Annotated in this window: 29 protein-coding genes and 1 pseudogene; 14 read left to right on the forward strand and 16 right to left on the reverse strand. The window is 44.9% G+C overall.

The features are described 5' to 3' along the window. A partial coding sequence (locus tag IV04_RS03620) for a hypothetical protein (RefSeq protein ID WP_037402911.1) occupies positions 1-909 on the reverse strand: 909 nt, incomplete at its 3' end. A gap of 125 nt (positions 910-1,034) precedes the next feature. Then, positions 1,035-1,238 (reverse strand): AlpA family transcriptional regulator, encoded by a 204-nt coding sequence (locus IV04_RS03625; RefSeq protein ID WP_037402913.1) that lies wholly within the window; start codon positions 1,236-1,238, stop codon positions 1,035-1,037. Between the two features lie 290 nt (positions 1,239-1,528). Between IV04_RS03625 and IV04_RS03630 the strand changes: the two genes are divergently transcribed. Then, positions 1,529-2,074 carry a hypothetical protein gene (locus IV04_RS03630; RefSeq protein WP_037402914.1) on the forward strand — a complete coding sequence of 182 codons (546 nt, stop codon included), beginning with the start codon at positions 1,529-1,531 and terminating at the stop codon, positions 2,072-2,074. A 4-nt stretch (positions 2,075-2,078) separates the two neighbouring features. On the opposite strand, the gene IV04_RS03635 is transcribed toward IV04_RS03630, so the two are convergent. The 5 genes from IV04_RS03635 to IV04_RS03655 form a co-directional block, all read right to left on the reverse strand. After that, entirely contained in the window at positions 2,079-3,014 is a 936-nt protein-coding gene (locus IV04_RS03635; protein ID WP_037402916.1) for a site-specific integrase, read from the reverse strand. A gap of 95 nt (positions 3,015-3,109) precedes the next feature. Next, a complete protein-coding gene (locus IV04_RS03640) occupies positions 3,110-3,541 on the reverse strand; it encodes a DUF2787 family protein (protein WP_037402920.1) in 432 nt (143 codons plus the stop codon). A 72-nt stretch (positions 3,542-3,613) separates the two neighbouring features. Continuing rightward, complete coding sequence (radC, locus tag IV04_RS03645; RefSeq protein ID WP_037402922.1) at positions 3,614-4,102, reverse strand: DNA repair protein RadC; 489 nt, start codon at positions 4,100-4,102, stop codon at positions 3,614-3,616. Positions 4,103-4,113: 11 nt separating this feature from the next. After that, complete coding sequence (locus IV04_RS25980; RefSeq protein WP_152562794.1) at positions 4,114-4,581, reverse strand: hypothetical protein; 468 nt, start codon at positions 4,579-4,581, stop codon at positions 4,114-4,116. Between the two features lie 562 nt (positions 4,582-5,143). Next, positions 5,144-5,617: a hypothetical protein gene (locus IV04_RS03655; RefSeq protein WP_231566303.1), complete on the reverse strand. Its 474-nt coding sequence runs from the start codon at positions 5,615-5,617 to the stop codon at positions 5,144-5,146. Positions 5,618-5,738: 121 nt separating this feature from the next. Here IV04_RS03655 and IV04_RS03660 point away from each other — a divergent pair, with 121 nt between their 5' ends. The 6 genes from IV04_RS03660 (at position 5,739) to IV04_RS03685 (ending at position 7,983) form a co-directional block, all read left to right on the forward strand. Then, on the forward strand, positions 5,739-6,020 hold the full coding sequence (locus IV04_RS03660) for a helix-turn-helix transcriptional regulator (RefSeq protein ID WP_037402924.1): 282 nt from the start codon (positions 5,739-5,741) through the stop codon (positions 6,018-6,020). A 258-nt stretch (positions 6,021-6,278) separates the two neighbouring features. Continuing rightward, positions 6,279-6,650, forward strand: a complete 372-nt coding sequence (locus IV04_RS03665; RefSeq protein ID WP_152562795.1) for a hypothetical protein — start codon at positions 6,279-6,281, stop codon at positions 6,648-6,650. A 67-nt stretch (positions 6,651-6,717) separates the two neighbouring features. Further along, positions 6,718-6,900: a hypothetical protein gene (locus tag IV04_RS03670; RefSeq protein WP_037402929.1), complete on the forward strand. Its 183-nt coding sequence runs from the start codon at positions 6,718-6,720 to the stop codon at positions 6,898-6,900. Between the two features lie 9 nt (positions 6,901-6,909). Further along, positions 6,910-7,272 carry a hypothetical protein gene (locus tag IV04_RS03675; protein ID WP_037402931.1) on the forward strand — a complete coding sequence of 121 codons (363 nt, stop codon included), beginning with the start codon at positions 6,910-6,912 and terminating at the stop codon, positions 7,270-7,272. A 10-nt stretch (positions 7,273-7,282) separates the two neighbouring features. After that, on the forward strand, positions 7,283-7,675 hold the full coding sequence (locus tag IV04_RS03680; protein ID WP_037402934.1) for a hypothetical protein: 393 nt from the start codon (positions 7,283-7,285) through the stop codon (positions 7,673-7,675). Positions 7,676-7,749: 74 nt separating this feature from the next. After that, complete coding sequence (locus IV04_RS03685; protein ID WP_037402937.1) at positions 7,750-7,983, forward strand: hypothetical protein; 234 nt, start codon at positions 7,750-7,752, stop codon at positions 7,981-7,983. Between the two features lie 131 nt (positions 7,984-8,114). On the opposite strand, the pseudogene IV04_RS25985 reads toward IV04_RS03685, so the two are convergent. Continuing rightward, a pseudogene (locus tag IV04_RS25985) lies at positions 8,115-8,291 on the reverse strand (primase-helicase zinc-binding domain-containing protein); the annotation flags it as partial. Between the two features lie 44 nt (positions 8,292-8,335). Further along, positions 8,336-9,559: a hypothetical protein gene (locus IV04_RS03690; RefSeq protein ID WP_037402940.1), complete on the reverse strand. Its 1,224-nt coding sequence runs from the start codon at positions 9,557-9,559 to the stop codon at positions 8,336-8,338. A gap of 1,207 nt (positions 9,560-10,766) precedes the next feature. Here IV04_RS03690 and IV04_RS24985 point away from each other — a divergent pair. Both IV04_RS24985 and IV04_RS27010 read left to right on the forward strand, forming a co-directional pair. Next, positions 10,767-11,444 (forward strand): HNH endonuclease, encoded by a 678-nt coding sequence (locus tag IV04_RS24985; protein ID WP_037402945.1) that lies wholly within the window; start codon positions 10,767-10,769, stop codon positions 11,442-11,444. A 71-nt stretch (positions 11,445-11,515) separates the two neighbouring features. Further along, the gene (locus tag IV04_RS27010) at positions 11,516-11,650 is read left to right on the forward strand and encodes a hypothetical protein (protein WP_255351737.1); all 135 of its coding nucleotides are present in this window, start codon (positions 11,516-11,518) and stop codon (positions 11,648-11,650) included. 414 nt (positions 11,651-12,064) lie between these two features. On the opposite strand, the gene IV04_RS03700 is transcribed toward IV04_RS27010, so the two are convergent. The 5 genes from IV04_RS03700 to hxsD all read right to left on the reverse strand — a co-directional run bounded on the left by IV04_RS03700 (position 12,065) and on the right by hxsD (position 17,105). Further along, the gene (locus IV04_RS03700) at positions 12,065-13,369 is read right to left on the reverse strand and encodes a DUF3644 domain-containing protein (protein WP_037402947.1); all 1,305 of its coding nucleotides are present in this window, start codon (positions 13,367-13,369) and stop codon (positions 12,065-12,067) included. Between the two features lie 344 nt (positions 13,370-13,713). Next, positions 13,714-14,349 carry a His-Xaa-Ser repeat protein HxsA gene (gene hxsA / locus IV04_RS24995; RefSeq protein ID WP_072010821.1) on the reverse strand — a complete coding sequence of 212 codons (636 nt, stop codon included), beginning with the start codon at positions 14,347-14,349 and terminating at the stop codon, positions 13,714-13,716. Then, complete coding sequence (gene hxsC / locus IV04_RS03705; RefSeq protein ID WP_037402949.1) at positions 14,346-15,452, reverse strand: His-Xaa-Ser system radical SAM maturase HxsC; 1,107 nt, start codon at positions 15,450-15,452, stop codon at positions 14,346-14,348. Before hxsC ends, hxsA begins: the two co-directional genes overlap by 4 nt. Further along, positions 15,445-16,833: a His-Xaa-Ser system radical SAM maturase HxsB gene (gene hxsB, locus IV04_RS03710; RefSeq protein ID WP_037402952.1), complete on the reverse strand. Its 1,389-nt coding sequence runs from the start codon at positions 16,831-16,833 to the stop codon at positions 15,445-15,447. Before hxsB ends, hxsC begins: the two co-directional genes overlap by 8 nt. Next, complete coding sequence (gene hxsD, locus IV04_RS03715) at positions 16,833-17,105, reverse strand: His-Xaa-Ser system protein HxsD (protein WP_037402955.1); 273 nt, start codon at positions 17,103-17,105, stop codon at positions 16,833-16,835. The genes hxsB and hxsD overlap by 1 nt, the downstream gene beginning before the upstream one ends. Before the next feature lie 924 nt (positions 17,106-18,029). Between hxsD and IV04_RS03720 the strand changes: the two genes are divergently transcribed. From IV04_RS03720 to IV04_RS03740, 5 genes are read left to right on the forward strand one after another with little or no spacing between them, the layout of a single operon-like run. Then, positions 18,030-18,674: a thermostable hemolysin gene (locus IV04_RS03720; RefSeq protein WP_037402958.1), complete on the forward strand. Its 645-nt coding sequence runs from the start codon at positions 18,030-18,032 to the stop codon at positions 18,672-18,674. Next, positions 18,671-20,110: an AMP-dependent synthetase/ligase gene (locus IV04_RS03725; protein ID WP_037402961.1), complete on the forward strand. Its 1,440-nt coding sequence runs from the start codon at positions 18,671-18,673 to the stop codon at positions 20,108-20,110. The genes IV04_RS03720 and IV04_RS03725 overlap by 4 nt, the downstream gene beginning before the upstream one ends. Beyond that, the gene (locus IV04_RS03730; protein WP_037402964.1) at positions 20,107-20,763 is read left to right on the forward strand and encodes a TenA family transcriptional regulator; all 657 of its coding nucleotides are present in this window, start codon (positions 20,107-20,109) and stop codon (positions 20,761-20,763) included. The genes IV04_RS03725 and IV04_RS03730 overlap by 4 nt, the downstream gene beginning before the upstream one ends. Next, on the forward strand, positions 20,760-21,569 hold the full coding sequence (locus IV04_RS03735) for an SDR family oxidoreductase (protein WP_037402966.1): 810 nt from the start codon (positions 20,760-20,762) through the stop codon (positions 21,567-21,569). The genes IV04_RS03730 and IV04_RS03735 overlap by 4 nt, the downstream gene beginning before the upstream one ends. Further along, a complete protein-coding gene (locus tag IV04_RS03740) occupies positions 21,566-22,177 on the forward strand; it encodes a TRAP transporter TatT component family protein (RefSeq protein WP_231566304.1) in 612 nt (203 codons plus the stop codon). The genes IV04_RS03735 and IV04_RS03740 overlap by 4 nt, the downstream gene beginning before the upstream one ends. 86 nt (positions 22,178-22,263) lie before the next feature. Here IV04_RS03740 and IV04_RS24625 read toward each other — a convergent pair whose 3' ends face one another. After that, positions 22,264-24,381 carry a family 10 glycosylhydrolase gene (locus IV04_RS24625; protein WP_081893157.1) on the reverse strand — a complete coding sequence of 706 codons (2,118 nt, stop codon included), beginning with the start codon at positions 24,379-24,381 and terminating at the stop codon, positions 22,264-22,266. 157 nt (positions 24,382-24,538) lie between these two features. After that, the gene (locus IV04_RS03750; protein WP_037402968.1) at positions 24,539-25,534 is read right to left on the reverse strand and encodes an OmpG family monomeric porin; all 996 of its coding nucleotides are present in this window, start codon (positions 25,532-25,534) and stop codon (positions 24,539-24,541) included. Between the last annotated feature and the right edge of the window lie 147 nt (positions 25,535-25,681).

Below are 25,681 nucleotides of genomic sequence, written 5' to 3' on the forward strand. Positions count from 1 at the left end.
ATTAGGCGGTGTTGTTGACATCGCTTCGGGCAGTGTGATCCAGTTCAGCAAATACTTGAACTCGCTATTCAACTTTTCATCATTTTCAAGTTGACGGTCGTATACAACAAGATGCTCCAATGGGTTTGATATGTTACCCAACGACTTGAGCATCAGTGCTTTTTTCCCTTTGGGAAAGTAGCGTGCCTCAATGCGCAAAAAACGTGTAAAGGCTTGCATCCCCACATCAATGCCTGCACGCTGTTTTTCTGCCAGCATGACCTCACCGTCAGGAGTTTCCTTATCATACAACGCAAGGTAGAGCGAGGATTCAGTACTTCCCAGTCGAAGCCCACCAAAATCATCATCGGTTTTATGCTTTTTCCCACATGCTGCGCCTTTCAACCCGAAATGATAATCAGTCAACTTCGCCCCTATGATATCCATCGCGTAATCAATACGCGTCACCCATGCTTGAAAAATCAGTGTATACAGCAGAGACCCCAAGCCGCTTTCCTGCGCCAACCAAGTTAACATCGCGTTCAGTTCCCCTTCTGCAAAATGTTGTGGTGATAGCTCAAAACGTATGTACCCTTTTTGACTCCCTATAGGTTCATGCTCGATGCGGAGCATTTTTACCTTTTCGCCTCTTTTCCAGACCGAGATAACCTTATGGTATTGCTTATGTATGTGGTCATTATATTTATGTTTACAACAATAAGAATCATCTCCTTTCAGTTCTTTTAATTTTTCCGCCAGAATCTTTTTACTTTTACTACTAGCCAGGTCACTCACTAAAGCTAACTTGTCTATTCTTACCTTTATCTTTTGCTTCTTTATGGTATAACCAGCGGATATTGATGTTAGCCCAATATCAGTACGTAAATTTCTATTCTTCATGTTAGTTATCTCTATAGAGATATACTTCATTTATAAACCCTATGCATAGCCTTAAAACTCCATGCATAGGGAGATATAAAGTATATTTTTTATTATCCGTATATAAGGCGCGTATGTAGCAGGCTTAAAGACAAATACGCTGCAAGCCCCAGAATTTACTCGCGTGTAAACGCTGCTTTCTCAAGTTCAGATATCCACTTATTCAGCTCATCCAGACGCCAGGCGACCGCTTTACCTCCGGGGGAAAGCACATAAGGTTTTGGAAAAAGACCTTTATGCACCTTGCGATAGATAGTGGCCTTCGACATCGCACACATTTCCACGACAGCATCAATCTTGATTAACTGTAAGTTTGCCATTGTTTAATAACCTCATCGCTCTACCGAATTGGTAGCGATGAGCTATTTACAACATTCATTTTCGTCCCTTTTTCTGCCTAAAACTGGCCTAAACCATGCAAATCCGTGACTGTCATACTGACTTTCCCGAAGATTTAGTGACGGTCATGAAATTCCTCACTAAAAGATCACGGACTCAACGCACAGTGACGGTCACGCATCATTTAATGTGACCGTCACTTGAGTTTACGATGCAATGTCGATACTCTGCGCTATGACAGTCACAAAGCGACAGACAAAGGAGAGACAAGATGGCGACAAAAAAGAAACCTCAGAAGGCGACGCAGGCACGAGAAAAATTAGCTGATAAAGAAATGGCTATAGCGAAAGAAAAAAAGCGAAAGCGCGAAGCTGACAAGGAAAGGCAAGCTGAAACTAGACGCAATCTACAGGAGGCGTTGGGTAAAAACATTCCTCTTCGGCTTCATTCCAAGCCAGAAAAACGTCTCCAAGAACTGTGTAAACTTCATGGGCGAGATATAAAAGAAAAAACACGTTCATACAGCCAAATGATTTCAGATTTAATCAATTTTTATTACATTGAATCGATACTGAAATATGAAAATGAAGAGTTAAATAAATTTTACGACACTTATGTCCAGTTATGGGGATATACCATTAGAGAGAGTCTGAGCAATGAGGAAATAGCCGATTCATTTAATAAAGAAGGTTTCCTTAGATCTTGCAAAGGAAAGAATGGAGGATATTTTTTCAAAAATAATGGTTGGACAGCGAAAAACGTAGAGACGCACAAAGACCTAGAAAGAATTATTACTGTTATAGAAAGTTTTGAGTAATATATCACCAGCACTTCAACGTCCGAGAAGCCATGATTTTGGCTGTGTCTCCCCGGTGATCGTAACGGGCTGTCGTGGTGATATCACTATGGCCCGCCAGTTGGCGCACAGTGTTGATATCGATGCCCTGATCCAACAACTGCGTGATGAATGTTCTGCGCAAATCGTGAGGGGTGAACTCAGCCACATTGGCACCAGTTTTTAGCTGTTCCAGTATAGCCGTCAGTCCTGCGGTGGTTAATGCACCGGCTGCAGCTTGACCGGAGCGACTTACTTTGGTGAACAGCGCTTTCCCCTCGCCTTTAGCGACTAGCCATGCTGACAGCGCCTTGGCGACAGCGGGAGCCACGTAAATTTCCCGGTATTTTCGCCCCTTACCTTGCCGCACAATCACTTTTCCCTCTTCCTTTATATAGTCATCCATTTTCAGGGCCACCAGTTCACCCGCCCGTAATCCCGTCCCGCACAGCGTCAACAGAATAGCAGCGTCCCGGCATTGACGAGTTGGTGAGCCGTGACTTTTAGCCGCTTTCAGGAGAGAACGGATTTCTGTCCGACTCAATGCGCGCCCTTTCCGCACCGGATCCCCTTGCACACGCTTGACCGCCTTGATGCGCGCCAGCGTCTCCGCGTCCATTTGCTGCAAGTTGAAAGCCGTTTGCGCGATCGAGCGTAATGCCGACAAGGCCATATTGACCGACGAAACTGCATAACCTTCATCTAACAGCCTGGCACGCACACGCATCACATCGGCATAGCAAAGCGTTTCCCAAGGATAGGTACTGGCTTCATCCTGCTTGCCCAATATCGCAGCACTGCGCTTCAACAGACTGATGATACCTTTTCGTCCTGCCACAGACAGGCTCTGGATATAGGCATCATAAGCGCAGGTTTTCGCTGCGGGCCGGGGAAGTGGAATGAGCGCTGGCGCGTTGGACATGGCATTCTCAATGTTGGACAGGGTTAATGATGTAATGGGATAACCCCAGCAGCCTCCTTTGCGCCGCCATGGGTTACCCGTTGCTATCGTGGTGGTCAAATTTCCCAGGACACGGTGGTGGTGTAGGCATCCATGCGCCAGTAGCACACAAAGTTGTGCTGCCACAGCGAGTACAACTCCCTTCCCTCCGCATGGGTCAGGTCACCCACTCGACTCTCGAACACGTAACGCTGCGTCCAGCTAAAATCCAGTATCTTCTCCAATTCTGGGTAAACCGTGCCGACAAAGCCAAAATCCGTTACATAGTCGAAGCGCCAACCTTCGTTATGTCGTATCAGCCGTATTTCTACCGGGTGATAACCCCCGCGTTCGCTGCTGTATTGCGGGTCACGGAAATTGAGCGTTACCGCACGGGTTGAAGGGGGCATATCTGGGGCAGCGGATAATACGTTGAACAGCAGTTGCGTGAATGCATCGCTGACCGGAAGAATAAAGCCCGCTTGGTCGATAGTGTGATTTTGGTGCATACGTACTCCTTTTTCAGTGAAAGAAATCGCTGTGGGTATGAATAATGTGTATTAAACCAAGTAACTAATTACTCAGAGCAAGCCACGCTCGGCCAGAGAGGTGGTCTGGTTACCGGCCACAATCACGTGGTCAAGTACGCGAACATCGATAAGGTCTAAGGCGGCTTTGAGGCGTTGCGTGATATGGCAGTCTGCCGTGCTGGGTTCGGTGTCCCCGCTGGGATGGTTATGCACCAGGATGAGGGCGGCAGCGTTGTAGCGGAGACTCAGCTTCACCACTTCTCGGGGATAGACGCTGACTTCTCGCAATGAACCCCGGAAAAGTTGTTCGTAACCTAACAGGCGGTGTTGGTTATCCAGCAGCAATATGCTGAAAACTTCATGCTCCAGCAGCGCCAACTTGAAAACAACATATTGGCGTGTTTCGTGGGAGGTGGAGAATATCTGTCGCTGGCTAAAGCGTTGCTCAATAATGCGCTCAGCCTGTTGGAGTATCTCATCGGGTGAACCGAGTTTGCTTGTCTGATGATAGGTCTCGGCGTGGGATAATAACGCATTCATGATGGGCTCACTTAAAATTCACGTTCAATAAAGTAGAGGGCATCACGATAAAACTGGTAGCGATTCTCATCGGGATAAAGGGCATAGGATTTTATCTTCTCCCGCTGCACGCCTGAACTGTCCAGATAATACATATAATGTTCATCCATTGATTTGATAACTGACCAGTGATATTGATTGCTGAATAAAATAACGCGGCTAAAGTCTTTATTACTTTCCAGAAAGGTGTGCATTTCCTGCACCATCCGGGGTGCTTTTATTCGTCGTTGATGAAAGGGTCTTGTGACGTTGACAGGAAATATTTTTCGGTAATAGCCCGTCATTAATACTGTCTCAATCACATGCGCCATTCTTATTTCATCAATTCCCTGCGTTAGCCATTCATTCAGGGGCCACTGTGTGGAATATTGCGTTAACAGCGTCCGTAATAGTGGCTTGCGTTTTATTCGCCCATCAAAAAGATAGGTCATAGCATTCACAATACTGTACGCACCACACAGACAATCCAGGTCACCTTGCTGAAATGCACGATGCTCTCTACGTAGTCCCAATAATTTACCCTCATGGTATTTTATTATTATTGCTCATCTGTTTCCCTGAATGCAGGCGAAAGTGATGCGCCCTTCTCTTGTAGCAAGAGAAATAGGGATGAGCAGCGTGATGATTAATTCATTGGCATAATGGAGTGACTGCAAATACACGTTATGCCAGTGTAACTATTATATCAAAATATACTTTAAATGCAAATAGTTCTTATTATCAACATTGGATTGTTAGTGTGGCAACAGAGCTATTTATGGCGCTTTGATAGCCCTATTGGGAAGGGAGCTATGAAAGTATGACCTATGCCTTATTGCATAGGCCACAGTATTTCGACGGGATGTTCAGTGTAAAGCCCATACATCGACCGGCATTCGTTTTACACGAGGGAACTTTATTACCCGCAAAGTCCTTGGCGAATGTTTTAACCACATACGCTGAATTGGATAATGCTCTCGAATGCGGTGAGGGCTGGCCTGAACGTGCTTTTCAGACCAGAGATTACTCTGACAGGGAATCCAGAAGCTGCTGACGTTGTGCTTCCGACAGCTCCATCAAGCGGCGAGCCAATGCCACTACGTCAGAGGAAACCTGGTGGGTTAATGCCAAATCATCGGCCACCTGCTCCAGTGCCTGCTTTAACAGTCTGTCACGTGAGTGCGGTTTCATGGTCTTGAACAGTTGCACCCAGAGATTCAGTTGTTCATCCGACCCATAGGGAGAAACGGGCTGGGCTTTCTGTTGTCGCTCTACCCGCTCACTCTGCAATGACATTCCCGCTGCGCGGATATGGTACTCAAAGCCCTTGTGCCCAGTTCTCTTTCTCTTGATGTCAGGGTGCAGTGCTGCCAATTTCTCCAGCCGTAAACGGCAGCCTTTTGCGGTGCTCGGCATTCCCGGCTTACCGACAAACTCCAGTGCTGAGAGCCATTGTTCATCATCCAGGGGATTCTGTTGCGTCAAACTGTCGTTCATAAACTTTATTCCAGATATCAATGCGTTAATAGAAAAGGCAAAATAAACCCATAAAGAGAACTTGATTTGTTCACTTTGTTCGCATTTAATATCACTGTACTGATACAAAGGAGTGAGCACTGTGAATAACCACGTAGCATCGCAAAAAAAACGAACCAAGGGAAGTCCCGAGGATTGGCATCGTGCTGACATTGTGGCGGCCTTGCACAAACGGGGAGTCAGTCTGGCGCAGTTATCCCGTGACCAGGGATTGGCTCCACGTACCCTCAATAATGCATTCAGCCAGCACTACCCCAAGGCAGAACGCCTGATAGCCGGGGTATTGGGGATGACACCTGAACAGTTGTGGCCGAGCCGCTACCTTAACAAGGCACCGTCAATTCATACCCGAAGCAAGGAATAGCTGTGATGGCGACCACCGTTACCTCGGTTGTGGAAAGTTTTGAATACTTTTTCCATTCCCTGTATCGGCTGGAGCTTGTCAACACAGTGAGGTTGAATGAACGCAATGAAAAGGAACTACTTTCCTTGGTGCGTTGCTAGCTGTTAGGGTACTTTGCTGATGTAGTGTCCCTCAGCGTCCAGATAGAGGCTTTCCGTGCTTGGCCCTCACCGGGGAAAGTCGTTAAAAATATCCGTATCAACTGACAAGGAATAGGCAATGAGAAAGTGTGCTATCACATTACTGATGGGGTTGTGTTGCCATGCAGCCATCGCGGCGGAAAGAGAGGGGAATACATTTATCTACCAGAAAGCCAATGGCGAAATCCGGTTATCGGCAGTACCGGGTAATGGCCAGCAGGCAACATTCTTGATAAATACCAACGTGGGTATGCATGTGTGTGAGGTGCAAGGAATTGCGACCGCCATTGCCGATACGCCGCAACACACAACCCTTGAATGGCGAAATGAAAACCAATGCCTGATTACCCTAACGTGGGGGCAGAACCGTGTGAAGGTCAATGCCAACGAAGAATGCAACAGCTATTGTGGTATGAACGCCGGGAACTCACTGTCTGGTATCTATCAATAAGCGCATTTTTTAATGCCAGTGTGTAATTCATCACTACACAATCCCTTATTAATTTTTAAGAGGAACCATGCCATTTGAATTAAATAAAGAAACGCTCGTAGACCCACTTTACACCCCGATACTAAACCTGATTGCACGCGGCGAATTGAACAACGATATCAAAGCCGTGCAACATCATTTCAGAATTGGGTATAACCGGGCAAGAAGAATTCTTGAAAACATTAAACTCAATCACTCACTTATTGAATAAGGATATACCGTGTCACTTTTTAATAAAATAAAATCAGCCTATAACAAGAATCAAGCCTTGCAGGAAGAAGGTAAGCAACAATTATTAAAAGGCGAGTTAGGTCTCAAGAAAACATTCTGGGGATACTGGTTTCTCATCATGCTGGTTATCAATGTATTATTATTCTTTACTGAGAAACGTTTTCATATCCTCTTCCTGAATGCGGCATCGCTTTATGTAGGGGTTACTGCATTGATTGCTATCAAGAACACAATCAATGGCACCAATAAATTCTGGGGAATTACAGCACTGGTTATTGTGAGTCTCTCGGTACTCGTGGATGCATTGGCTTTTGTTGGGATTGTCTTTGAGAAATATATCGATGCCTTATAAGGATATCATAATGAACAATAAAATTATTGCCATCGGTATTATCGCTACATTGTTATCAGCGTGTGACTCCAGCACGCCAAAATGCAACAGTGACGATGCTAAAACCCTGGTCGTTGACATTGCACAAAAGGAGATAAAGAAACAGTTTGAACAACTCAGGAACTCACAGATGGTAGGCATGGTGCCTAAGCATGCAGACAGCCTTATGTTGAAGGTGACCAATATCAGAACCGTTAAACATGACGCGTCATTAGACGTTTATCACTGTGCTGCTACACTGCAAATGACTATGCTGGATGACAAATTAAAACTTCCAAGCACCAAGGATTTGCCGATAACCTATAACATCCAGAAAACGGATGATAATGACGGGCAGTTCTATATTAACGTATTTGGCTTGTAATTATTTATTAGTACTAACACCAGGGTTTCCTTTTGGGTGTGTAATTCATGCTTTAGCCCAAAAGGAAATTCATTATGAAAAAGAAAATTATCACTGCACTGACTATCATCGTCATTATTATTGTAACTTTGTATTGGTTGACTTCCCACGAATATAAGGCGAAGGAAGCGACACGAGCAGACAATACCATCTACGTTCAATCGAACTTGCCAGGGGAATGCCGAGCAATCATTACACAGATATTGAATGATGCAAAATCATCTCCAAGTGAGATACCGTGTGAAGTGCAACTACGACGAAGAAAGTAACTTATCGCGTTTGAAAATATAAATATATACCCAATCTTATTCAAGCTGTATGTTCCTGCTGGCAGGGCAAAGGATGGCGGCTATCCTGAGTCTGCTGGAAACCGCCAAACTCAACGGCCCCCTACACGGGTGGTCAAGGCGTTCACCTTCCCGACGGCCCTGGATGCGTACAAGCCAGACACCTTCTCAAATCTCAATCAGTTTCAGGCTATCACCTGCACCGCACTGTTTACAGAACCACGTTCTGCATCCTCTTTATCACCAAAGCGGAAACGATGAGATTCGCCGCACACCGGACATGCCTGATGTGGCTTCACTGTATAATAACTCTCCCTAGCACTATACCTGGATTTCAATCAATCGCCAGCTCAATCAGCTCGAAGACTTTTTTAGCACCGGCGTTGGATTGTGTCAGCGTGATTTTCTGTTTTTTCCCCTCTTTCAGCCAAAGCGTAATTTGCTTATTCATCGTTCCTGAAAAAGTGACTTTCTCAATATCACTGAACCGTATGTAGAATTTCTTTTCATCCTCAAACATGCCTGGTAAACAATAGATGGCGTCATCGGTTAGCACTACGCCACGATCGCCTTTTCCTATCACCGTTTCATCAAAGTAAAAGAGGACATTCTCTCTCTTAAGAGGCGGCAATGTTCCCACTGCGGCAGCAGCCTGAATAAAATTACCGATTTTTTTATCATTCAGTCCATCGTGGCGATAAAAGTGATGATCTTTGTTCGTCGCGTAGCGCTGTTCTTTTTCATGATTTAATCGTTTGACAGACTGTTCATCAGCAGGAGTGCTTAATTCAGCCAGTGAACCGGTTAGCGATGCGCCTACGGCTCCGCCTCCAGGAACGATCGTGGAACTGACAACCGTTTGGGTAACGTTGCGCGTATAGTCAGCAACGACCGTTCCTCGAGCGGTGGTATACCCGCTTACCGATTGGGGAAGTTTCGTGGTCGTTTTTACTAAGCTCGGCTGGAATGCAGCACGTAGCGAGGCGGCAATAGATGCAAGCAACAGTACAATCATCGGTACAGATAGCAGCATAACGGAGAAGAGAAACAGGCTATGTTTTGGCGTATCCGAACGATCGCTGATACGCGCAGTACAACCCGCTGCCGCAAAAAAGTAGACAATTCCGCATCCTATTGTCAGCCACGTATTGCTGTTCCCGTAATGATCAAGCTGATAAATGACAGGAATTAAGAGGCTGGCATACAGCGCAGCGCTCAGCAAGGCATCCGGCAGCAAATTTTGAATGCTCTCAAATGCCCTGGCAATGTTGTAGAGTATCCAGCATATCAGGATTATCCAGCCAATAACGGGGATCGCAGCGGCGATCGCCATCAAAATGACGCTGACAACGATCCCGCCCAGAATACCTGCAAGATGCCCTTCCGATGCCAGATAGTAAATAAAAAAAAGAAGTGCAAAACCAATCATCCCAGGAACAACAAGAAAAATAGCTTCAGGTATGAAAAACACTCCAGCCCAAACAGCTAACAGCAGCAAAAAGCAGAGGCCAGGTCCAACATTCTGCGCTTTCACCGTTACATCCGTATAATTGGTCATACCATCGCTTATCCTATTGTTTACTCGTGTTTATACGCTATTGCTATCGTCATGAGTTGTTTTACTTAACTGTAAGACGCAGTAACTCCCAGCAAGAGATTCCCCTCAAGGGTAATAACCCTCAAATTGTCTTTGCAGGATTCCGATCAGAATTTCTGTCGTAAATGCCGTCTTAACCCGTTGCTTGCAGTAGTAAGGACAAGATTCATACAGGGTAGTAATCAACGCTTCACGTTCTTCATCGGTTTCAGGGCACTTCGAGCGTATTGCCTTTGACATCTGCTTGTTATCCTGTTGTGGCGACAGCAATTTTTCACGACATCATATAAGGAATGATAAGAGTCCACAATTTTTGTCAGGCCCTTAATATTGACCCGGTACATAATACGATGTCAAAAAGGCCACATTACCCTTTGTGCAAACGCACCATCACGTCACGTATTGAGCCCTAAATAACCTTGCAGAATAGCAGATCACTGTATAGATATACAGATTCGATTTTACGAACTACAACGCTTAATGGTTAAGTCTTATCTGGCCGCTGTTTGCGGGTAAAACGTCCACAAAGCCTTTTGCCACAAGTCATCTACCGAGTGTAGCGGTATTATGCAAAGCTATTTAGTAGTTGTAGCTTAATACAGAAACCATCAAGCCAGCACAGCATCGACAAGGAGAGAGCCTACCCATCTTTCCTGATCATAATCAAAAAAAGAACAAATATCCTCGTTGCCGCTTGAGAATGCCACTTTGATTATACAAGCAATTGATAGTACGTTCATGCGTTAGCATGCCGTAGGTGATTTTTACCGGCTTGGCAACCATTTTTTGCAGGTAGCAAACTCATAGTCGTCCCATAGATAGGCATCACCGCGGCTTGACCAAATATCGTAAGTCTTAAAGCCGAGCGCATAAATCAACCTGGGGTGACAACTTTACTGACACTTACAGGGTATTAGCGGCTTAGTTAAAGGCTCATCCAAAGGCGAAAGCTTGGTTAATCAATTCCGGCACATCTGCACAACCAGATATTTTACTCGCGATGTTTGTTGCTTCGAAAAATATCGTCCACGTTAATACCTACAGTTGACTCGGCTCATTTCAATATTTATGATATTACTTAACTCTGTAAAACCACTAGAAATTTTCAATAATCTGACAGTGATGTATAATTATGATCAAATTCTTTTAGTTAAGGAGAGTTAGGTTGATGGATACGTCTTATGCATTTGATCTAAAATTAGTTTGTGGTGGATACTGCTACTTCTCAACCTACACCTTAGGGGCTGCACCTGACAGTGAGGGACTTGAGTTCCGAACTCCCAGTATTGTTAGCAATACTGGATTCCAAAAAGCTATGCAAGATATGGGGCAAGAATACCGAATAGTTCAAAATGCAAGTTCTTTCTATGAATGGACTTGTATTCAGGGCTGGGCATTAGTCGATATTAGTTTTGCTAGGGATTTCATTCCACATTGGCTACGCAAAAGAAAATGTATAACATCCCCATTCGGCTCATTTACTGATATTAATTTAATTTCTTCATCTGTAAGAAAAAGAACCTTCAGAGGTAAATTTAAGAAACGTATTCTTGACCGTGATAATAATAAATGTGTGATTTGTTTAAACACGAACGGTCTAACACTACAACATGTCATCCCCTATTCAAAAGGCGGCGAGACCAGTTATCGAAATTTAGTGACTTTATGCGAAGAATGCAATCAAAAGTTGGGCGCTGAGTATCACCGAGGATTATTTAATTTAGCTGGTTTATCTGGCGAAATTGAGGTCTCATTATTAAGAAGTGGAAAATTCGACAACACTGCTTTTTCAAGAGCAGTACAATTCTCTAGAAACATCATGCATAGCCGTAGCGATATGTATTAACTTGAATGCTCCCATTAAGTTTAATGCCTACTAAGTTTCTGCATAAATGATAAGAGTAAGGTAACCGAGCTATGAACTCGCGGCGCATGTCGATCGGTTACCGTGCCAGCCAGATGTGCTGTGGCGTCAGCATAAAGGCAGTGCCTGCATCACCGCCCGTAACTGAACGGGAAGACAACGAACCGAACAGCCATTGGGGAGATTGAGGGTTACCGTGTCGGCGTCGTTATTCTCAGGCACAACTCGACGTGCAGGAATAAACGCAGAGGGCACGTTAACGGCAGCGTCATCTTGATGATGTTTAAGCCAGTAATAAAAGGTGACGATGTTCACGTCATGCAGGCGACAGTAATGTTTTTTAGACAGTCCACTCTGTTGCCAGGCATCGAGATGCTGCCGTCGTTCACTGTGAGAATACCTTATTGTCATATTGCACCTCAGGTTTGTTGTTTTGTTGAGGTCAGCATGCAATAGCGGAATATCGTTAACAATGTGAGTTCGCCGGACGCTTACAAAAGTTCAACAGCACCGCGTGAATGATTACACGGTGCGTATAGTTTGGATAACAGCCGTGGGGCATCACGGCCATAGCATGTGAGTTAGAGCTAAAAGAACAAAGTTTATTTTTTAATACGTTTATTATAAGAATTTTTTGCATTTTTTAAATATTCATCTTGCTCAAGAATTTTTCTCATAAACGCTTCCACAAGCTTAAAGGAGTAATAATGATACTCTGGCCTCTCATTTTTATAATGATAATCATTATTGGCATTAGCCCATCCTGTTTTATGTAAAACAGATAAAAAGCAATTTCTATTTATAACATATTGTCCTTTGGAATTCTGACATACTAGACATTTAGCTAATTTAGCCCCATCATGTTTTTCATACAGCTTTTTATTAATCACCTCAATTGCATCTGTTTGAGTTAAAGGATGAGTTTTTGAACGGTCAACTGGCTTCTCTATAAATAAGGCTTTTTTCAACCCTTCGATACCTTCATCTGCTTTAGTTAAAATCACAGCATTCCCATCTCTATTATCTTTAACATATACCAATCTTACATTTAGTGGAATAGCAAATTCTATATCATCATTATTCTCCATTGTATTATACAAGGAACCAGTAAGAGCCAGTATATCATCAGCAATATCACCATATGTAGATTTCATTATTGCAGCAGGCGGTGATTTAAACTCACCTACTAACGATATCATTCCAATGTGAGAGTTTTTTAAAAAAGACACCTCTGTAAACTCCTCAAATTGGGAGGTGAAATTTAAGACCCCTGACTGGAATATTCTGGAAACAACACCCTGAATTTCAGGCATAAGCAAATGAACCGCACAGTCACGATAAAATGCAATTTCTTCAACATTTTTTCTTATATTTGACTCAGGTGGGTAGATTTTATCCAAACAGTCACGAAGAGAAATGGTTTCCTTTAACCCTTTTCTTTTAACATTCTTGAAAATAGATTTCTCCCCATCCATTTCAATTATTTTTGCTTTGAGAAACTGCTCCCAAGACGTACAAAAGCACATTACAAAGGCATCCATCTTATTTTCTAATGACGGTCTATTATATAATTCAAGAGCTAGTATCATATTATCTCTTGATTTCTTTAAGAGTGCCTTAGCTAATTTAGACTTACAATTATGTCCAAGTGAAATGACATTTTTACTTTGAGATAACCGTTTAGCAAATTCAACATCAGAAATATTTAATGTATTTGATGCTTCAAATTTTCCGTCAGAATTCTCACTAACAAAATCTGCCAACTGCCCTTTGCCATGGTAAGTTCTAAAAGTAACTCTCTTCCACTGAGTAGCATCTAACACCTCTGCTTCAGTAAAAGGGGTATTTGCCCTCTCTTTATTTTGCAGAAAAATATAAAAAGCCGCAACTGATTTAGTTAACTTCATATAATCCCTCCCTATAATCGACAAATGACAGACTTTTATTCCATACCAGAGTGCAGCGCCCTAATCGCCCCTAAGGCATACAATATTTATGCACTCACCTACCCCTTGCTTCACAAACGCAGCGCTAACTAACTTTGTTTGTCGACCAATGTTCAGACGTAGCTCTCAACCAATGTGCTCTTTGTGCTGGACAACGTAGATACATGGATTTGATGTATACAAAACATCCACAACTGTCGCTGCAATCCCGGTAAGAAAATTACTGTCTGACATATGAAAACCTCTTACAATCATTTTTTATGAAGAATTAAATTGAAATGTCAAGGAGCTAAAACTCGCAGAGCTTATCTAGCTAATATATTCAATGAGTTCAATAATTGAGTATCGAGTGTTTCAGTTGTAGGCGTTGGTAGTCCATTCGCAATGCGATAATTTTTTATAGACTGCCTTGTAGAAGGTCCCATTATGCCGTCAATATTCCCGTTGTAATATCCCTTGTCCAGCAATGCGAATTGAACCCGCATGATTAAGCGCTTACGCTTCTCTTTACCAGAAGTAAGCTCATTACTTGCACGGTTAGCCTCTGTAGTTCCAACAGAATTCGTAGTAGTGGAGTTGTTATTGTCGTTAGAACGAAGCGAACGCACAGAGGGAGAAGACGATGTGGAACTTGTCCCTGAGCTGGAAGAACCAGATGAGCTTGGTGAGCTGTATGTTTTGGGATAATAAGGAGTGCTGCCACCATAGTACCCACCACCTGATGAGGATCTGTGAGAACTATGACTCCGATGGGAGCTATGACTACGATGCCCTGCAATATAGAAAGGCACCTCCATGTTAAGTGGAGCTACCACTAAATCATGTTCATTAAGAGTCATACTAGGCAAATCACTCGCTCCGGTAGATGAATCACTTGCCCATACAGAATTATTGAGCGCCAAAAATCCCGGAAGTAGAGCAGCGAAATTAAATTTTTTCATAAAATTGGTCTCGGTGGTTGATGAAAACGGCCTTTTGATGAACTGAAATAACCAGCACAGGAAGACTTCTGAGTGCATTCATCACATTCTTTGGGATAATAATTTTTCCAATCAGAGATCGACTGAACAGCCAGCTCCCAGGCTCTTTCAGGAAGATGACACAAAGGATAATTAAAAATAGTTAGGGGTATGCCTGACCTTTGTGCTGTGTCTATGGCAGAGGTAATTTTCTCACTATAGCTGCCGTGCTCAATGAAGATTGATGACCAGTTTTTTCGTGCCCACCCAATAGATTCCAACCCCATAAGGGAAATCTGATTGATGTTGGAGAACACACGGCCAGCGAACTCTACGATTTCATCCAATTCTGTATAGTTAGCCAGCGTCGGAATAACTCTAAGTTCGATATTGAACCCTAAGTTTCCTGCATTAATTAATCCCCTAACCGTTTCATTAAATGCGCCATCACTCCCTACCAGATGATCATGCACAAGTGCTCTTGATGAGTAGAGCGGGATACCAAAGGTGATCTTTTTGCTTCGCTTTGCCATTTCCTGAGTAAAGTTCGTATCAGCAAATTTGCGTCCATTTGTTAAAATATGCAAAGCAGTATCTGGCGAGTTCTCGATGATAAAATCAATGAAGTGTAGAAAATCATCTCCATACAGCAGAGGTTCACCTCCGCTGACCCCAACAACTCCATTCAAACCAAATGAAGCTATAGCAAGAGCTGATTGGGTAAGCAGCCAGTCATCATTTACTTTCTTTGGTGGCTGGGAGCAAAACAGGCACAGATTATTACAGCGCTCCGTAACTAAGACAGTATTGTGATTGGCTCTGCGGGACAGAATAACGCGTATCATATTGCCATTGTTTATTATTCCAATATCCCCATTTTCAATTGACTCAAATAATTCAGTGCTAATAATAGAGTAATCAAAGCATGGCAGAATGGCTTCATCATTGCTTTCAGTAACTACCAGCAAATTGGGCAAAAAGAATAAAGGGTTAACTGGTTTTTGTTTGCATAATCGATAGAAACCCGTGGGCACGTTCTCTTTAGAAGCAAAATGAAAGATATCGTTCCTGATAACCTCAGACATATGCCCATCCTTTTAGCATCTCAGCCTTCGGACCACCTTCTGAGATACAGTTTATCAAATACCTGAACATCCCTTTGTGATACTGACAAAACGTTGACCGACTTTTATCACCTACAGGCTCACCCTGTACACTTATGTTCTGGCATGGGTCTGCACCGCAAAATGGTTGATATGCACATGTATCACAACCTGGCAGAGCAAAATTGAATGATGAACTCAATACTGCGTTATAGTAAGGACTCGTGGAAAATGATAGCGTCTTAACCTCCCCCGCACTGAACTCCGTTCTAGGATTTACCTTCTGCAACATACGACTCTCATCGCTACCATATACTCGGCCGTCATAATTGAAAAGAATACTGTTTAGCACAACCCCACTTGGAGATTTTAAATCCGCATAACCACTAAAGCCGGGATTGAAGATTCTTTTCAGATGAATGGACGCCGAATGTTCCACAACCCTTATCCCTTCATTATTACTCTTAAGGATTTCATCTATCAAAGAGGCATAGAAACCGAAGTATTCGTCCATAGAAAAGGTGAACGATGCTTTTTGTGCAAACCCATAGGGACTAACAGGTCGGATAAACATATCCTTGAGGCCAAGAGACAAATGAGCCTGAACAATCGATTCAGGCTGCCTGATAAGATCTTTAGTAACTGTGGTAACCGTTGCAACGCGACCAGCGCCTAAAGACCGTTTGATAGCCTCTATCCCTGACACTGTTCTACTGTGAGCAAGCCCATGACCAAGAATTCGATTTCTATTGTGAACAACTTCCCCACCGTCAAGCGAAACAGAGAACGTTATGTTCCTATCTCTCGACCATTCAAGCATATCCTCATTCAAGACAGACAGGCTTGATGCTACCACCATCTCAAAATCGGTGCTTCCCAGCGTTTCAGCACATTGCTCATAAATGGACTGAATTAAATCGAACCGCAAGAGTGGCTCTCCACCCTGTATCTCTATCTTGTAAGGTGGCGTTGATAGTTTTTTGATAGTCGAAATAATATCAGGGATGAGAGCAGGATTTAGATCATAACCAGAGGCGTTCACGGAAGCTCTACTGACCTGACAATACTTGCAGGTATGGTCGCAACGCAATGTGGGTACAATCATGAAAATTGGCCTGACCGCCAGTTCATTCATCAACCGTTTTGCAAAAGCGGCACTTAAAGCATAGGGGGTTGTGGCAGATAAGCTTTCGTTGGTTATAAAAAGCCTGCTTTCTAGTGCGTTTAATTGCTCCGCACTGATTTGCTCATCAGAAAGATCAAGCAGGTCTTGTTCATTGATAAAGTGATGAAAACCAGCGAGATTGCTTATAAACACCTGTCCATTAGGCAATCTGTCAAAATTGAAAGGCATCAATTCCATTACGAAAGCCTTTCATCGATACTGCGAAGCACTTTATGGACAATAGAATCTCTCAATGTCCCTGTTTTATGTTGTAGCTTTTCTCGCAAAGTATAATCATTCAATAGCCTCTCAAATTCATAGAGGCATTCGGAGCTATCGCTTTCAAAAGAGATTGTCCAGGAAGATATATCCTCACAAAGTTTCCATTGAGTAAGCGGAGTCATCCAGTACAGGCTATTACGGATAACCCATTCAGAATAATGATCTTTTTGAAGCATCCTTTCGCACATTGCTATTACCTTCCAAAAGTAATAATCACAATAAGCAACCGTTTTAAAACGGATTTGTCCTATGAGATGATGATACTACATACAATTGATATGTTACAGAATATTAGCGATAGACTGCCTATTTAGGTAGTGCAGTACTTGCGTGAGTATCGATGTCAATCAATGGGAGATTATACGCTCTGTAGGTTCGCGCCAGACCAAATGATAGAACGTTTCCCGAACTTAGGGGAAGATATGTCCGCGTCGAGCACAAACCTATCTGTCAGATAAGATATAGTCCTGATGATAGGATATGCTTACAACTACACTTGCTACTTATTAGATATTTGACAGTTCCGCCAGATCAAAGCATTGATAAATAGAAGAAATAATGCCATCTCATCAGGATGAACAAGAGCGGGTTGGAGCTGTAATAACTAGGGTGTGTCCCTTAATTGCTAAGAATGGATAAAATGCTCATAACTTGAGCATTCTTAGGGGCCGATTCTGGTATTTTGGCTCAAAAATCACTCTAACCTGCTGCTTTTGTCGTATTGGTTTGTATAAAAACTGAATTAAGGGACACAACCTAGCCTCAGTGAACAGCATCAACCAAAGTGAGTACAGACATGAGTACAAAAATAAATAATATAAATAAAAACATTAAATATCAATATAATAAATAAAAAATCACGAATCAACGTCTAAAAGTTGCTTCTGTTGTCTCATGAGATCTCATTGCATCTCATCTTGACCAACACCCCATAAAATCCACGCAATTGCGTGGATTTTTTTCATCACCTCTCACGTGATTCTATCCCCCATTCAAACTGACAAAAAATGCTTGAACTGAGTTTTTAATTTCAGAATGTAACAATTCCCCTTTCTTAAGCCTTTGCTAAGCCTTTAGCGCTATATTTCTTCTTATCCGTTGAAGGAGCGAATATGAGCAAACACATCCAAGCACCTTATAAGCTTTTATTCTCTCGGGATAATGTCCAGAAGGCGTTATTACAGAACTATATTCAGAATGAGTACAGCCGGGAGTTTAATGCGACCATTCCTCATTTCCTTCCTTATCTTTTGGGCATGTACCGTGCGGACGGGAAGCTGGTAGGTGCCTGTGGTCTGAACCGTGCGGATCTTGAGCCCCTGTATTTGGAGCGTTATCTGGATGCCCCTATCGAGGCAGTCATCGCGACCCACACGGGTAAAAACATATCGCGTAACCGCTTGGTGGAGATAGGCAATTTTGCCTGCTCCGAGGCAGGGAACGCACGAATCATGTTTGCAGCTATCTGTCAGTTACTGTGCGATAACCAACTCGACTATGTGTTATTTACCGGAACCAAAAAGCTGAGAAATATCTTCCACCGGCTGCATCTGAACCCCATTGAGCTGGCCCCTGCTCTGCCTGATCGGGTAGGAGAAGAGATCAAAAACTGGGGTAAATATTATCAGCAACACCCCTACGTCATGATGGGCGATCTCAATCAAGGCCGCCAAGTGCTGAGTAAAACCAGTTTGTTGCTTTCATTATTTGGCCCAATGCCGGACATTTTTCCCGTACAGATGAGCATCCAGCTATGATTCTTTTCGAGCGTATTAAACAAATTGCGCTGATCGATCCCGCACGCCCTGCATTATGTGACAGTGAGCGCGTTATTAGTTACGCCGAACTCCTGCAAGCAACAGCGTCTTTGGCTGAGAAACTCAAAAATGAGCAAGTTTCCCGGCTAGCCCTGTTTCTGGATAATGGGCTCGAGTGGGCCATGATCGATCTGGCCTGCGCCCTAGCCAATATTGTTATCATCCCTGTGCCCGTTTTTTTCAGTGCCGAACAGCAAGACTGGCTGATTGAAAGCAGTGGTGCGGATGCCCTGATTGGTCCTGCTCGCGCCGGTTGGGCAACCACGGCCAATTTTGCCCATGCTCTGCAACGTCGGCAACCGCTATCAGTCCCCGAATTACCGGCACATACTGCGAAAATCACCTACACCTCAGGCACCACCGGGCGTCCCAAAGGGGTTTGCCTGAGCTGGGAACATCTGATGCAGGTCAGCCTATCGCTGGCCGAACGGGTAGAACCGGCAAAGGTTCAACAACATCTGACACTGCTGCCCCTGGCGACATTACTCGAAAATATTACCGGGCTGTATGTCCCCCTGCTAAGCGGTGCATCCAGCCGTATACCTTCCCTGGCGGAAGTCGGCTTTACCGGTTCCAGCCAATTCTCTTATCAGGTTCTTGCTCAGGCGATTAAGCAATGGCGGCCACATAGCCTGGTGTTAGTGCCTGAACTCTTGCGTTTGCTGGTCATGCTCTGTGGTATGGATCCCGATCTGGCAAAAAGCTTACGTTTTGTTGCCGTCGGTGGCGGCAAGGTAGCCGCAGAGTTAGTGGCCAAAGCGCATCAGCTAGGGCTGCCGGTTTTTGAGGGATATGGACTGTCAGAATGCGGCTCCGTTGTCGCTCTCAATGCACCGGGCAACGCCTTGCCCGGTTCGGCAGGAAAAGCGTTACCGCATTGCCAGATAAACATCGCCGAAGACGGTGAAATCCACGTTTCTGGCGCAGCCATGCTGGGCTATCTAGGCGAGCCCGCCGTTGAATCTTGTATCGCCACGGGTGATTTAGGCTATGTGGATGACCAGGGTTTTCTGCATATCACTGGCCGTAAAAAGAACGTTCAGATTACCGCTTTTGGCCGCAACTTTTCGCCAGAATGGGTTGAAGCGGAAGCCCAACTGTTCCCGGCCATAGCGCGCATTGTCGTCTTTGGTGATGGGCAGCCCGCCAATGTGGCCTTAATCCACCCCACACCCGGTTATGAAGAGAGTCTCGAAGAGCAGATAGCCCAGCTTAATAGTCGGTTACCCGACTATGCACAGATTCATCACTATATTTTGGCGCAGTTAAGTATCGAAAACGGTTTATTAACCGCGAATGGGCGCCCACGGCGGGCGCAAATATTGTCCCAATATCAAACCCGTATCAACCAGTTAACGTCAGGAGATATCGTATGAGTTTTTATCAACAGCTACAGCGTGACACGGCGTTGGACAGAGAAAAACTCCTCGCAGCTCCCGTCATAGAAGCTTGCCGGAATGGCAATATTAATGCCGAAATGTATATCGCCTTTCTGACCCAGGCTTTCTACCACGTCAGCCATACCGTTCCTCTATTGATGACGGCTGGTGGGCGTATGAGTTCAGAGTATGAATGGGTACGGGGCGCTATCGCGGAATACATTGATGAAGAGTACGGGCATCAAGAGTGGATCCTGAACGATATCAGAACCTGTGGTGGTGATGCTGAAGCTGTTCGCCACGGTCAACCGGTTCTGGCTATCGAATTGATGATTGCGTTTCTCTACGACCATGTCTCCCGCCTTAACCCTATGGGGATTTTCGGTATGGTACACGTCCTTGAAGGAACCAGCGTAGCGATCGCGACAACGGTTGCCAAACAGCTCAAACAAGGGTTGGGCCTACCAGAAAAAGCCATGAGCTACCTCAGTTCGCACGGTGAGCTGGACAAAGAGCATCTGGCTTTTTTTGCCTCACTCATGGATCAGGTTGAAAAAGCAGAAGATCGGGCAGCAATTATTCACTCGGCCAAAGTGGTTTATCAGCTTTATGGTGACATGCTGCGTGGCTTGCTGGAACAACCGCAATGAAACTCGATAAACGCCGTATTTTACTGACCGGTGCCAGCGGGGGGATTGGGCGAGCGCTCGCCCACGAGTTGGCGAAACAAGGGGCCTCTATAATTTTACAGGGGCGTAATCAAGCCACGCTCAAACAACTCCAGAATGCGTTACCCAACCCGGAGAAACACCAAATATGGGTTGCCGATCTTTGTGATCCTGTGGCTTTGGCAGAGCAAATAGACGTTCTCAGCCAACAGCCACCCATAGATATTCTGATAAACAATGCCGGAACCAATCACTTTGCCTGGCTTGAAGATCAAACTGAGCAGCAGATAACTCAGCAACTCTCGCTGAATATTCAAGCGCCAATCCTGCTCACCCGAGCCTTGCTGCCTTATCTCAATACTCCCGGCATCATTATGAATATCGGTTCCAGCTTTGGCAGCATTGGTTATGCCGGATACAGCGTATATTGCGCGAGTAAGTTTGCCCTGCGCGGTTTTAGTGAGGCTCTTGCGCGTGAACTCAGCGGTTCAGGCCTCAAGGTTCTCTACTTTGCCCCACGCGCCACGCGGACAGCGCTGAATACTGCTGCGGTTTATAGCATGAATGCAGAGTTAGGTACCCAAAGTGACAGTGCGGAATTTGTTGCCAAAGAGGTCGTGATTGCGCTTAACAAAGAAATAAAACGGCGCTGGTTAGGCTGGCCAGAGCGATTTTTTGTCAAGCTGAACGCCCTTTTCCCTGGTGTTGTCGATAAAGCCTTGGCCAAGCAGCGGCATATTATTGCACGCCACGCCAAGGCTTCTGTTGCAAAAGAGGATCCTCAATGAAAAAACTGCTGCTGCCGCTTATGCTGCTTGGCTGTACCGCTGCCAATGCTCAGAGTGATTTGCCTGATATTCAGAATCAATGGGCAGTTTGCCAATATCAGGTGCCCACGAAACAAAAAGAGAGTTGTCTGGAACAGCTCAGTTCTATCGCGGACAAAGCCAGTTCTGCCAATGGCGCGCGCGCAGATTTGTTGATTTGGTCTGCCATCGTCAAAAGCAGTTGGGCGGGTGAAAAAGGGGGGCTGGGCGCTTTAGACTTGGTCAAGGATGCGAAAATGAAATTGGAGCTGGCGCTGAAGCTCGATCCTAATGCGTTAGAGGGTTCAGCCTACACCAGCCTTGGTGCCCTTTATTATCAGGTTCCCGGCTGGCCTATCGGTTTTGGCGATAAAAAGCGGGCCGAGTCGCTGCTGAAACAGGCGTTGCAAATGAACCCCACCGGCATAGATCCAAACTATTTTTATGGTGATTTCCTTTTAGAACAAGGCGATAAAGCCGATGCAAAGCGCTATTTGCAGAAAGCGCTGGCGGCTCCGGCACGCCCAGGCCGAGAATTGGCAGATCAAGGACGTCATCAGGATATTCAAAAACGGCTCGAACAACTGTGAAATGCCAAGTCCACGCAATCGCGTGGACTTGGTTTTAATGGTGCCGCCACTTTCACGGCACCCAATCCAACTCAACCAATACCTTATTACTTGGCCGTCACCGTGACAGGTGCAGTCTCATTCTGTGCGGCATCGATCGCACTAATCAGGTAGATATAACCGTTACCAAGCGCATTATTATCCTGATAGCGGAAGGTGTTATCCTTCCCACGCCACACTTTGGCAATGATATTTTTAGGATCGGCAAAAATCGCCCCGGTCTTGCCGGTTCCGCGATAGATCACATAGTAGCGCGTATCATTGTCTGCGGTGTCCGCCCAGCTAAAGGCATTTTTACTGCCAGATTCAAAGTAAGCCTGCTGAGGCAACGTGGTCACTTTGTGGTCCAGCCAAGGCTTGCTTGGTGGCAAGGTCGGCGTACTGAGATAAGTCTGCGACAACAACTCGATAGCCGCATTCTTCGCGCCGTGAGCCGCCTGCTGTGCCACCGGCAGTGCGCCAACATTGGAAACCAGCAGATCGTTGTAGCTGAAGAAAACACTACCGGAAACATGGCTGAGTTCCTGGTTATAGCGCATCTGGTTAGGTATCTCTGCAGGGTTCATCCAGGCAGCATCAAACGAGGCATTAGAAACATGCTTATAGTTGGCATGGCCTATATAAAGCTGCGTGTGCGACCCCTCCATCTGATTATTCCACCAAGTAGCCAGTTCACCATAAGGTGCCGCTGCCTGATCAAAGCTCCAGTAAATCTGTGGCACAACGTAGTCAACCAGTTCTTCTTTAACCCACTTCCGGGTATCGGCAAAAATGCTGCCACTGTATGACTGTGAAGAACCAAGCGGCGTATTAGAACCCAGCTCATTGCGCCCTTTATGTTCCCAAATACCAAACGGGCTGATGCCAAACTGCACCGCAGTACCCTGCTCCTGATTATGTTGGGTAATAACGTTCTGAACGCGGCTGATCAACCGGGTGATATTATCGCGGCGCCAATCTTCGATCCCTTGCTTTGTATCAGGGTACTGATTATTAATCAGGCCATAGGTTTCAAATGCTGCCCTATCCTCGCCTTTATCGCCAAACTGCACATTGACGCCATTCACCGTAATACGGTAAGGATAAAAATAATCATCGAAATGGATGGCATCAACATCATACTTACGCACCACTTCTTCGACCGTATCAGCCACATGGTCAATCACTTCAGGGATGGCCGGGTTTAAGAATAACTTCTCGTCAAAGCTCAATACCCATTGTGGATTTTTCGCCGCAAAATTGTCTGCAGACATGATCCCGGCACTCACCAGATAGCTAATCTGCTGTTCCGTACTTAAGGCTAAAATCTCTTCGGCAGATAAGCCCTGGGCATTATTTTTTAACAGGCTGCTGATCTTGGCATTGGTCACCCGGTACGGGTTAAACCAGGCATGATATTCCATACCGCGCTGATGGGTTTGTTCAACCATCCACGTCAGAGGATCATAACCCGGATCTTTACCCTGCTGCCCGCTGAGATACTGCGACCAAGGGTTAATGTCGGAGGCATAATAAGCATCCAGCATTGGACGGATCTGGAAGATCATCGCATTCATATTCAGCGCAGAGAATCGGTCCAGTATCCCTAAATAGGTCTGCTTAAAGGCTTGCTCGCTATTGACAAATGGCATATTGAGATTGCCGATGGTCGCGACCCAAGCACTTCTGAAGGCATGTTTCGGCGCAATATAATTATCGGGGATACTGATAAGCTGATTAGCCCCTTTATAAAGATCAACGGGGATATTAACATCGTAACCGTATGTCCCGTCAGCATTCTTGACGTATTTATATAAAGGAGAGAAAGTTTGCACCGGCTTATCGGTATCGCCACCATCGGTATTACCACCGTCAGTATTGCCACCGTCGGTATTGCCGCCGTCAGTATTGCCACCATCGGTATTACCACCGTCAGTATTGCCGCCATCGGTATTACCACCGTCAGTATTGCCGCCATCGGTATTACCACCATCGGTATTACCGCCGTCAGTATTACCACCGTCGGTATCGCCACCATTGCTATTGCTATTATCGCCGCTACCCGTATCAGTCGTATTAGTACCGTTATTAGCTGTTGCCACACCAGAGTCACAACCAAACAGCATTCCAGTAGCAAGAACCAATGCGATCATTTTTGCTGCGATGGAAAGAGAGCTAGTATGCATTTTCAGAGTCCTTTTCAAGTTGATAACATATACCCGTCATACTTCAAGTTGCTTGAGTATTGGTTTACCCCGTCGCCCCAGTCACATAGTGGGCTATGCTCCTGGGGCCTCCGTTGCTGACCACCTACAAGCAACTCGAATTATTTAGGGGTTAGCATTACCAGGAATATTTGACGCCAACGGAATACAGACGGAAGTCCTGTTGGTTATTATCCCCGTGAGTAATGGTCACAACCTGGCTGTTTTTTGACTTATCCCAATGGGTAGTCTCCCATGCCATGTTGGTCCATAACGTGACTTTAGGAGTCAGGTTGTAGTTAACAATCAGACCGAGTCTTAACCCACCTAAATCTGCACTGTTAGTTGTTTCCCCCGTCAGCGGGTTATAATTCTTCTCGCTCAGGAAGAAACGGAAATAAGGCTGTAGGTTCCATTCTTCATTAATTTTGGTCGGGAAGTAACCACGGATCTGGTTCTGCTCCCAGGTTTTAGTGCCGCTGCTGTTCCAGGTCCAGTCGGTATAATACATCAGCTTAGCGGTGAAATTATCGTTAAACCGATATTGTAAGCCGTGCTCACTTTCCCACTCCCACTCATTAACATAAGGCCCTGAGAAGGTGTTGTCGTAATAGTACCCGGCATCCCAGAAAACGAAGGACAGCTGATCGTTGAATTTGTAAGCACCACTTGGAATCAACCAGTATGAATGGTATGAGTTTTTAGCCGGTTGCCCGGAGCGGACATCATTCGATTCTTTTCTGTAGACAAAGCTGATATTAAGATTGCCTTCATCACCTTTATACAGTTTACGGTTAGCCTGTAACTGTAAACGGTTACGATTATAAGAGGTCTCTCTGGATTCATAGTTAGTGGTATAATTTCGCATAGAGACTTTATATTCCATAAAGTAACCCCAGTTTGAGTCAGGTTTATTAATACTTACCTGAACAGCCGGGCTAACCTTATCAAATACTCGCTCGCCATTGACACGATGGCCTCTAAAATCTTCAACTTCCAGGAATGTATTGGTATTTACCTGCCATGGTAACTCCTGTAATTGTTGAGCTTCAATTTGGTCATCAACTTTGGCCAATGCAGAAAAAGGATGCGCGAACAGAGCCAGCGAGACTAATGCTAACTGATAGTTTTTCATATAATACCTTGCCAATTTTAAGAATAAGTTCAAGCCTGTAATGACAGGTTATATACCCGTCATACTTCAAGTTGCTTGGGTGTTGGCTGCGTTACTCGGCCCATCCTGGGGCTTCGCTCAGTTGCCGCCTACAAGCAACTCGAATTA

Origin of the sequence: Serratia sp. Ag1, assembly GCF_000743355.1 — a bacterium.
In the GTDB taxonomy this organism is placed as follows: domain Bacteria; phylum Pseudomonadota; class Gammaproteobacteria; order Enterobacterales; family Enterobacteriaceae; genus Chania.

Excerpts from the sequence above, each read along its gene's own strand:
- IV04_RS03625 (WP_037402913.1), bottom strand. The coding sequence starts at position 1,238 with ATGGCAAACTTACAGTTAATCAAGATTGATGCTGTCGTGGAAATGTGT.
- IV04_RS03630 (WP_037402914.1), top strand. The coding sequence starts at position 1,529 with ATGGCGACAAAAAAGAAACCTCAGAAGGCGACGCAGGCACGAGAAAAA.
- IV04_RS03635 (WP_037402916.1), bottom strand. The coding sequence starts at position 3,014 with ATGTCCAACGCGCCAGCGCTCATTCCACTTCCCCGGCCCGCAGCGAAA.
- IV04_RS03640 (WP_037402920.1), bottom strand. The coding sequence starts at position 3,541 with ATGCACCAAAATCACACTATCGACCAAGCGGGCTTTATTCTTCCGGTC.
- radC (WP_037402922.1), bottom strand. The coding sequence starts at position 4,102 with ATGAATGCGTTATTATCCCACGCCGAGACCTATCATCAGACAAGCAAA.
- IV04_RS03655 (WP_231566303.1), bottom strand. The coding sequence starts at position 5,617 with ATGAACGACAGTTTGACGCAACAGAATCCCCTGGATGATGAACAATGG.
- IV04_RS03665 (WP_152562795.1), top strand. The coding sequence starts at position 6,279 with ATGAGAAAGTGTGCTATCACATTACTGATGGGGTTGTGTTGCCATGCA.
- IV04_RS03670 (WP_037402929.1), top strand. The coding sequence starts at position 6,718 with ATGCCATTTGAATTAAATAAAGAAACGCTCGTAGACCCACTTTACACC.
- IV04_RS03680 (WP_037402934.1), top strand. The coding sequence starts at position 7,283 with ATGAACAATAAAATTATTGCCATCGGTATTATCGCTACATTGTTATCA.
- IV04_RS03685 (WP_037402937.1), top strand. The coding sequence starts at position 7,750 with ATGAAAAAGAAAATTATCACTGCACTGACTATCATCGTCATTATTATT.
- IV04_RS03690 (WP_037402940.1), bottom strand. The coding sequence starts at position 9,559 with ATGACCAATTATACGGATGTAACGGTGAAAGCGCAGAATGTTGGACCT.
- IV04_RS24985 (WP_037402945.1), top strand. The coding sequence starts at position 10,767 with ATGGATACGTCTTATGCATTTGATCTAAAATTAGTTTGTGGTGGATAC.
- IV04_RS27010 (WP_255351737.1), top strand. The coding sequence starts at position 11,516 with ATGAACTCGCGGCGCATGTCGATCGGTTACCGTGCCAGCCAGATGTGC.
- IV04_RS03700 (WP_037402947.1), bottom strand. The coding sequence starts at position 13,369 with ATGAAGTTAACTAAATCAGTTGCGGCTTTTTATATTTTTCTGCAAAAT.
- hxsA (WP_072010821.1), bottom strand. The coding sequence starts at position 14,349 with ATGAAAAAATTTAATTTCGCTGCTCTACTTCCGGGATTTTTGGCGCTC.
- hxsC (WP_037402949.1), bottom strand. The coding sequence starts at position 15,452 with ATGTCTGAGGTTATCAGGAACGATATCTTTCATTTTGCTTCTAAAGAG.
- hxsB (WP_037402952.1), bottom strand. The coding sequence starts at position 16,833 with ATGGAATTGATGCCTTTCAATTTTGACAGATTGCCTAATGGACAGGTG.
- hxsD (WP_037402955.1), bottom strand. The coding sequence starts at position 17,105 with ATGTGCGAAAGGATGCTTCAAAAAGATCATTATTCTGAATGGGTTATC.
- IV04_RS03720 (WP_037402958.1), top strand. The coding sequence starts at position 18,030 with ATGAGCAAACACATCCAAGCACCTTATAAGCTTTTATTCTCTCGGGAT.
- IV04_RS03725 (WP_037402961.1), top strand. The coding sequence starts at position 18,671 with ATGATTCTTTTCGAGCGTATTAAACAAATTGCGCTGATCGATCCCGCA.
- IV04_RS03730 (WP_037402964.1), top strand. The coding sequence starts at position 20,107 with ATGAGTTTTTATCAACAGCTACAGCGTGACACGGCGTTGGACAGAGAA.
- IV04_RS03735 (WP_037402966.1), top strand. The coding sequence starts at position 20,760 with ATGAAACTCGATAAACGCCGTATTTTACTGACCGGTGCCAGCGGGGGG.
- IV04_RS03740 (WP_231566304.1), top strand. The coding sequence starts at position 21,566 with ATGAAAAAACTGCTGCTGCCGCTTATGCTGCTTGGCTGTACCGCTGCC.
- IV04_RS24625 (WP_081893157.1), bottom strand. The coding sequence starts at position 24,381 with ATGCATACTAGCTCTCTTTCCATCGCAGCAAAAATGATCGCATTGGTT.
- IV04_RS03750 (WP_037402968.1), bottom strand. The coding sequence starts at position 25,534 with ATGAAAAACTATCAGTTAGCATTAGTCTCGCTGGCTCTGTTCGCGCAT.